General features: G+C 50.7%; 6 protein-coding genes and 2 rRNA genes. 5 read left to right on the top strand and 3 right to left on the bottom strand.

Annotation, left to right across the window (positions count from 1 at the left end; genetic code table 11):
- The 4 genes from BZG72_RS09380 to BZG72_RS09365 all read left to right on the top strand — a co-directional run.
- Window positions 1–2,309, top strand: a 23S ribosomal RNA gene (locus tag BZG72_RS09380); the annotation flags it as partial.
- Between the two features lie 164 nt (window positions 2,310–2,473).
- A 5S ribosomal RNA gene (gene rrf, locus BZG72_RS09375) occupies window positions 2,474–2,589 on the top strand.
- A 244-nt stretch (window positions 2,590–2,833) separates the two neighbouring features.
- Window positions 2,834–3,214 carry a thiol-disulfide oxidoreductase DCC family protein gene (locus BZG72_RS09370; protein WP_052708040.1) on the top strand — a complete coding sequence of 127 codons (381 nt, stop codon included), beginning with the start codon at window positions 2,834–2,836 and terminating at the stop codon, window positions 3,212–3,214.
- Window positions 3,215–3,222: 8 nt separating this feature from the next.
- Window positions 3,223–3,864 (top strand): flavin reductase family protein, encoded by a 642-nt coding sequence (locus BZG72_RS09365; RefSeq protein WP_046074401.1) that lies wholly within the window; start codon window positions 3,223–3,225, stop codon window positions 3,862–3,864.
- Here the strand turns inward: BZG72_RS09365 and BZG72_RS09360 are convergent.
- Together BZG72_RS09360 and epmB are read right to left on the bottom strand one after the other, a co-directional pair.
- A complete protein-coding gene (locus BZG72_RS09360) occupies window positions 3,861–4,349 on the bottom strand; it encodes a GNAT family N-acetyltransferase (protein WP_046074400.1) in 489 nt (162 codons plus the stop codon). The two genes, BZG72_RS09365 and BZG72_RS09360, sit on opposite strands and share 4 nt — an antisense overlap.
- 88 nt (window positions 4,350–4,437) lie before the next feature.
- Complete coding sequence (gene epmB, locus BZG72_RS09355; RefSeq protein WP_077666618.1) at window positions 4,438–5,460, bottom strand: EF-P beta-lysylation protein EpmB; 1,023 nt, start codon at window positions 5,458–5,460, stop codon at window positions 4,438–4,440.
- Window positions 5,461–5,493: 33 nt separating this feature from the next.
- On the opposite strand from epmB, the gene efp reads away from it, so the two are divergent.
- On the top strand, window positions 5,494–6,060 hold the full coding sequence (gene efp, locus BZG72_RS09350; RefSeq protein ID WP_046074398.1) for an elongation factor P: 567 nt from the start codon (window positions 5,494–5,496) through the stop codon (window positions 6,058–6,060).
- 70 nt (window positions 6,061–6,130) lie between these two features.
- Here the strand turns inward: efp and frdD are convergent, their stop codons facing one another.
- Window positions 6,131–6,493: a fumarate reductase subunit FrdD gene (gene frdD, locus BZG72_RS09345; RefSeq protein WP_046074397.1), complete on the bottom strand. Its 363-nt coding sequence runs from the start codon at window positions 6,491–6,493 to the stop codon at window positions 6,131–6,133.
- Window position 6,494 lies beyond the last annotated feature (1 nt).

The raw sequence follows: 6,494 nt of genomic DNA, 5'->3' as shown, positions 1-6,494 counted from the left end.
TAGTTGCTAGCATTAGACCCGAAACCGAGTGATCTAGCCATGGGCAGGTTGAAGGTTGAGTAACATCAACTGGAGGACCGAACTCACTAACGTTGAAAAGTTAGGAGATGACCTGTGGCTAGGGGTGAAAGGCCAATCAAACTCGGAGATAGCTGGTTCTCCCCGAAAGCTATTTAGGTAGCGCCTCGGACGAATACTACTGGGGGTAGAGCACTGTTAAGGCTAGGGGGTCATCCCGACTTACCAACCCTTTGCAAACTCCGAATACCAGTAAGTACTATCCGGGAGACACACGGCGGGTGCTAACGTCCGTCGTGGAGAGGGAAACAACCCAGACCGCCAGCTAAGGTCCCCAAGTTATCGCTAAGTGGGAAACGATGTGGGAAGGCTCAGACAGCCAGGATGTTGGCTTAGAAGCAGCCATCATTTAAAGAAAGCGTAATAGCTCACTGGTCGAGTCGGCCTGCGCGGAAGATGTAACGGGGCTAAGCGATACACCGAAGCTGCGGCARTGTCCTTATGGAYATTGGGTAGGGGAGCGTTGTGTAAGCTGTTGAAGGTGTGCTGAGAGGCATGCTGGAGGTATCACAAGTGCGAATGCTGACATGAGTAACGATAAAGGGGGTGAAAAACCTCCTCGCCGGAAGACCAAGGGTTCCTGTCCAACGTTAATCGGGGCAGGGTAAGTCGGCCCCTAAGGCGAGGCCGAAAGGCGTAGTCGATGGRAAACGGGTTAATATTCCCGTACTGCTGCTTACTGCGATGGGGGGACGGAGAAGGCTAGGTGGGCCTGGCGATGGTTGTCCAGGTTCAAGTGCGTAGGCTGATTTCTTAGGCAAATCCGGGAAATCAAGGCCGAGACACGATGTCGAGCCACCAAGGTGGTGAAGTCATTGATGCCATGCTTCCGGGAAAAGCCTCTAAGCTTCAGGTAAGTAGCAACCGTACTCCAAACCGACACAGGTGGTCGGGTAGAGAATACCAAGGCGCTTGAGAGAACTCGGGTGAAGGAACTAGGCAAAATGGTACCGTAACTTCGGGAGAAGGTACGCTGCCCGCGGTGAAGTCCCTTGCGGATGGAGCTATGGGCAGTCGCAGATACCAGGTGGCTGCAACTGTTTATTAAAAACACAGCACTGTGCAAAATCGAAAGATGACGTATACGGTGTGACGCCTGCCCGGTGCCGGAAGGTTAATTGATGTGGTTATCGCAAGAGAAGCCATTGATTGAAGCCCCGGTAAACGGCGGCCGTAACTATAACGGTCCTAAGGTAGCGAAATTCCTTGTCGGGTAAGTTCCGACCTGCACGAATGGCGTAATGATGGCCACGCTGTCTCCACCCGAGACTCAGTGAAATTGAAATCGCAGTGAAGATGCTGTGTACCCGCGGCTAGACGGAAAGACCCCGTGAACCTTTACTACAGCTTGGCACTGAACATTGAGCCTACATGTGTAGGATAGGTGGGAGGCTTTGAAGCGGCGACGCCAGTTGCTGTGGAGCCATCCTTGAAATACCACCCTTGTATGTTTGATGTTCTAACTTAGCCCCRTTATCYGGGGTGAGGACAGTGCCTGGTGGGTAGTTTGACTGGGGCGGTCTCCTCCCAAAGCGTAACGGAGGAGCACGAAGGTGGGCTAATCACGGTCGGACATCGTGAGGTTAGTGCAATGGCATAAGCCCGCTTAACTGCGAGAGTGACGGCTCGAGCAGGTACGAAAGTAGGTCATAGTGATCCGGTGGTTCTGAATGGAAGGGCCATCGCTCAACGGATAAAAGGTACTCCGGGGATAACAGGCTGATACCGCCCAAGAGTTCATATCGACGGCGGTGTTTGGCACCTCGATGTCGGCTCATCACATCCTGGGGCTGAAGTCGGTCCCAAGGGTATGGCTGTTCGCCATTTAAAGTGGTACGCGAGCTGGGTTTAGAACGTCGTGAGACAGTTCGGTCCCTATCTGCCGTGGGCGTTGGATGATTGAGGGGAGCTGCTCCTAGTACGAGAGGACCGGAGTGGACGAACCGCTGGTGTTCGGGTTGTGTCGCCAGACGCATTGCCCGGTAGCTAAGTTCGGCACAGATAAGCGCTGAAAGCATCTAAGCGCGAAGCTGGCCCCGAGATGAGTCATCCCTAGAGCTTNAGATAAGCGCTGAAAGCATCTAAGCGCGAAGCTGGCCCCGAGATGAGTCATCCCTAGAGCTTCGAGCTCTCTAAAGGGTTGTTCTAGACTAGAACGTTGATAGGCAGGGTGTGTAAGCGCTGTGAGGCGTTGAGCTAACCTGTACTAATTGCCCGTGAGGCTTAACCATACAACACCCAAGAGGTTTTGGGTTGGACTYGAATAAAGCCAGTTGATTGTGGCGAGAACGAACAGCTTTCTAGATTTAGGAACGAATTTATCAAATACATCCTTGTATTTGACCCTGACGGGCCGCACTAAAGTGCGTTAAATTTTGTTCCAGACAAAATTTTGCTTGGCGACCATAGCGCTTTGGACCCACCTGACTCCATGCCGAACTCAGTAGTGAAACGAAGCAGCGCCGATGGTAGTGTGGGGTCTCCCCATGTGAGAGTAGGACATCGCCAGGCTTGCTTTCTTGTTTTCAGATTTTTGGAAAAATCTGAAGGCAAAAACAGCTTTAAGCATCAAAGCAAATAGATGTAAGACTTTGATGAGAAAACACCAAGCCCTGACCTCACGGTCGGGGCTTTTTTGTGTTTGTCATTTTTGTACTGAGCTTTATGCTTTCCCTTCCTGCTAGCTTTTCTCCCGTGCGTTTCTCTGATCTTCTTTTTCTTTCTGTCCGTAGTCTCTACGTCAGGAGGTGTGACTATGGTGACTGTATTTTACGACAGTATGTGTCCTTTATGCGTGAAAGAGATGCGTAAGCTGTCTCGCTGGGACACTGAGGGTGTTTTGCAGCTGGTCGATATTCATCAAGCCGATTTTTGTGATCGGTTTCCTCATGTCGATCCCAGCTCTGCAAATCGCATTCTGCACGCACAAGATTGCAGCGGGAAGATGGTGTATGGTTTAGATGCGACCTACATAGCTTGGCAAGCGGTAGGCAAAGGGCGTTGGGTTAAGTGGTTACGTAGGCCTGGCATTGCCTGGTTTGCGGATAAAGCCTATTTGTTTTTCGCCCGCCATCGTTATCGAATATCTGCGTTGTTAACGGGCCAAGCCCGTTGCCAGCGGTGCCAACTTGAATAAGGATACTTATGTCCCTAAGCGTGTATGAAAGAGATGATATATTGGCCATGGAGAAGCGCTACCGTGCGGCGTTCGTCAATAGCTTATCAGGTTTTAAATCGGCGAACCTACTGGGAACAAGTGATACGAGTCGGCAGACAAATCTATGCATTGTGAGTTCTGCGTTTCACTTAGGGGCAAACCCTGCGTTGATGGGGGTGATTATCCGCCCTGATACCGTCCCGCGAGATACGTTAGCAAATATCAGAGAAACAGGTGTTTATACTCTCAACCATGTTCAAAAAGAGATGGTTGTCGCGGCGCATCAAACGTCAGCACGCTACCCACACGGCGTGTCTGAATTTGAGCAAGTGGGGTTGACTCCTTTATGGCGAGAGCGCATTAATGCGCCTTATGTTCAAGAGGCTGCTATACGTCTTGGTCTCATTCTTCGTGAAGAGCACACCATGGCGATCAATGGCACCCACCTGTTGGTGGGTGAGATCATTGAGGCGCATGTTCCAGATAGCTGTATCAGCCATGATGGTTTTGTCGATATTGAGCAAGCAGGCTCCGTCGCTTTGAGTGGCTTAGACAGCTACCATACCACTGATCGTGTTGGTCGTCTGAGCTACGCTAAGCCCGATAGCATGCCTGAATGGCTTGGTTAGCGATTACGTGCCATATAATGGGCATCGACAAACTCGCCATTGCGGAATGCAAACTGTTTGGCGGTGCCTTCAATTTCAAAGCCAAAGCGTTGATAGAGATGGATAGCCGCTGTGTTATCTGTGTATACGGTCAACTCGATCCGTGACATATTCAACCAGTTATCGGCTAAATCGATCGCTTTTTCCATTAGCGCGCTACCAATGCCGCGGCCTTGATAGGCATCGTGAACGCCCATACCAATGTCTGCGACGTGGCGACGGCGAGGGTTTGTGGCAATGACTAAGCCTAGGTTGCCGACCACTTTACCTTCTAGCTCGGCAACCAATGGGTATACGCCATCTGGCACGTTATTAAGCCGCTTTTCCCACATAGCGAGGCTTGGCATCGGCAACTGCAAGGTACCCGCTTGGGCGTTAGGTTGCGCGTAGATTTCACGTATCGCAGGAATATCGTCGACGTGGTATTGACGAATAATCAGAGACATAACACATCCTTGTGGTGAGCTTTCCTCTCTAATAAGCCATGGAAGCAAAAATAAATCAACAGCGTATATTAATTAAGTTACTGATTATTCACTCTAAATGTAGATCAAGCGGGGTTTTACTGGCTCGCCCGCCAATTTCTCGGGTCAGTCGGGGGACCAAATAGCCTGAAAGCTGGCCGATAATCTCCTGCATTAATACGCGCGCTTCATCGTCCGAGACTAGAAAGTGGGCGGCGCCTTGAACTTTATCCAATACATGCAGGTAATAAGGCAAAACGCCTGCCTCAAACAGTCGTTGGCTCAGTGCCACCAACGCATCCGCACTATCATTCACGCCTTTGAGAAGCACGCTTTGGTTGAGCAGCGTGATCCCCGCTTGTCGCAATGCGTGGAGTTTGTCGCTTAATTCGTCATCGATCTCATTGGCATGGTTGATGTGGGTGACCATCACCACTTGTAAACGCGAGCGCGATAAGCGCTCGGTCAGTGCGGAAGTGAGGCGCGCAGGGATCACTACGGGCAAGCGAGAGTGAATACGCAGCCGTTTAACATGCGTTATTTGCTCGATAGCACTGATGAGCCAATCGAGCTCCTCGTCTTTTGCCATCAGCGGATCACCACCAGATAAAATCACTTCGTCTATCTCTGCATGAGCGGCGATATAATCCAGCGCCCCTTGCCACACGCGTTTGCTGCCTTTGTTATCTTGATAAGGGAAATGGCGGCGGAAGCAATAACGGCAATTTATGGCACAGCCTCCCTTAACGATCAGCAACACACGGTTGTGGTACTTGTGTAACAAACCAGGAATCGCATTATCTTGCTCTTCCAGTGGGTCAGCGCTGAACCCGTCAACCTCAGTAAACTCGTCTGCCACTGGTAGCACTTGCTTAAGCAGCGGGTCATTAGGGTTGCCCTTTTCCATTCGGGCAACAAAACTACGTGGGACGCGCTGTGTAAACAAACGGCGCGCGGCAAAGCCGGCCTCCCACCCCTTTGGTGAAATTTCAAGCGTTTGCAGCAGTTCACTGGGATCTGTGATCGCCTCTGCGAGTTCTTTGATCCAGTTTCGCTCAACAGCAGGCTGGATTCGGGTTATGATGTGCGACATTTGTGAAAACTCGAAGATGTTAAGAGGATCAAGATGGCGTCTTTCAGCACTAATGAATTCCGCGGCGGTTTGAAAATTATGCTCGATAACGAGCCGTGTGTCATTACCGAAAATGAATTCGTAAAGCCAGGCAAAGGTCAGGCCTTTAACCGTGTCAAAATCCGTAAGTTGATCTCCGGTAAAGTACTAGAGAAAACATTTAAATCGGGTGACAGCGTTGAAGCGGCCGACGTGATTGAAGTCGATATGGATTACCTGTACACAGACGGTGAATTCTATCACTTCATGAACAATGAAACCTTTGAGCAAATTGCGTCTAATGAGAGCGCAGTGGGTGATAACGTCAAGTGGTTAGTCGAGAACAACACTTGTACGCTTACGCTTTGGAACGGCGACCCTATCGTGGTAACACCACCTAACTTCGTTGAACTAGAAGTGACGGAAACTGATCCTGGTTTGAAAGGTGATACGCAAGGAACGGGCGGTAAGCCAGCGACACTGAGCACAGGCGCTGTGGTTCGCGTGCCTTTGTTTATTCAAATCGGCGAAGTAATTAAGGTCGATACCCGAACGGGTGAGTACGTTGGACGGGTTAAATAACGATACCGCGAAAAAGCCCTGAGCTGATATAGGCCAGGGCTTTTTTATTATGACGGGCCGTCGGTGTTCGTTAAATGACAAGCACCAACAGCACGGCGGCAATGCTGACGGCAAAAGCGATGGCATAGCACACCACTTTGCCTGCTAACCCCACATGCAGCTTCAAATCATGCAGCCCGTGATGAATGCGGTGCATGGCGTGCCACATTGGTAGCGCCAGCGTGGCGAGGATAAGCAATTTGCCCAGCCAGTGATCAGCAAACATCATCACGCGGTCATAGCTCAATGCGGATGGGTCAATAACGCCAAGTGGGATGAGCACCCCCAGAATCAATACAGTCACCGGGGTAAACATCGCGAACCAGGTCCCCCCGGCGCCAAATAAACTCCACCAAATGGGCTCATCGGAACGTTTGGGTTTGGGATCGATCATA

The sequence above is a fragment of the Salinivibrio sp. PR6 genome (genome assembly GCF_001995955.1).
Lineage (GTDB): Bacteria > Pseudomonadota > Gammaproteobacteria > Enterobacterales > Vibrionaceae > Salinivibrio > Salinivibrio siamensis.
Note: the sequence above shows the minus strand (reverse complement) of the source record. Positions and strands in the feature narration are given on the sequence as shown.

What these genes read in the sequence shown, in the direction of transcription:
- BZG72_RS09360 (WP_046074400.1), bottom strand. Translation starts at nt 4,349, where the DNA reads ATGTCTCTGATTATTCGTCAATACCACGTCGACGATATTCCTGCGATA.
- frdD (WP_046074397.1), bottom strand. Translation starts at nt 6,493, where the DNA reads ATGATCGATCCCAAACCCAAACGTTCCGATGAGCCCATTTGGTGGAGT.
- BZG72_RS09365 (WP_046074401.1), top strand. Translation starts at nt 3,223, where the DNA reads ATGTCCCTAAGCGTGTATGAAAGAGATGATATATTGGCCATGGAGAAG.
- efp (WP_046074398.1), top strand. Translation starts at nt 5,494, where the DNA reads ATGGCGTCTTTCAGCACTAATGAATTCCGCGGCGGTTTGAAAATTATG.
- BZG72_RS09370 (WP_052708040.1), top strand. Translation starts at nt 2,834, where the DNA reads ATGGTGACTGTATTTTACGACAGTATGTGTCCTTTATGCGTGAAAGAG.
- epmB (WP_077666618.1), bottom strand. Translation starts at nt 5,460, where the DNA reads ATGTCGCACATCATAACCCGAATCCAGCCTGCTGTTGAGCGAAACTGG.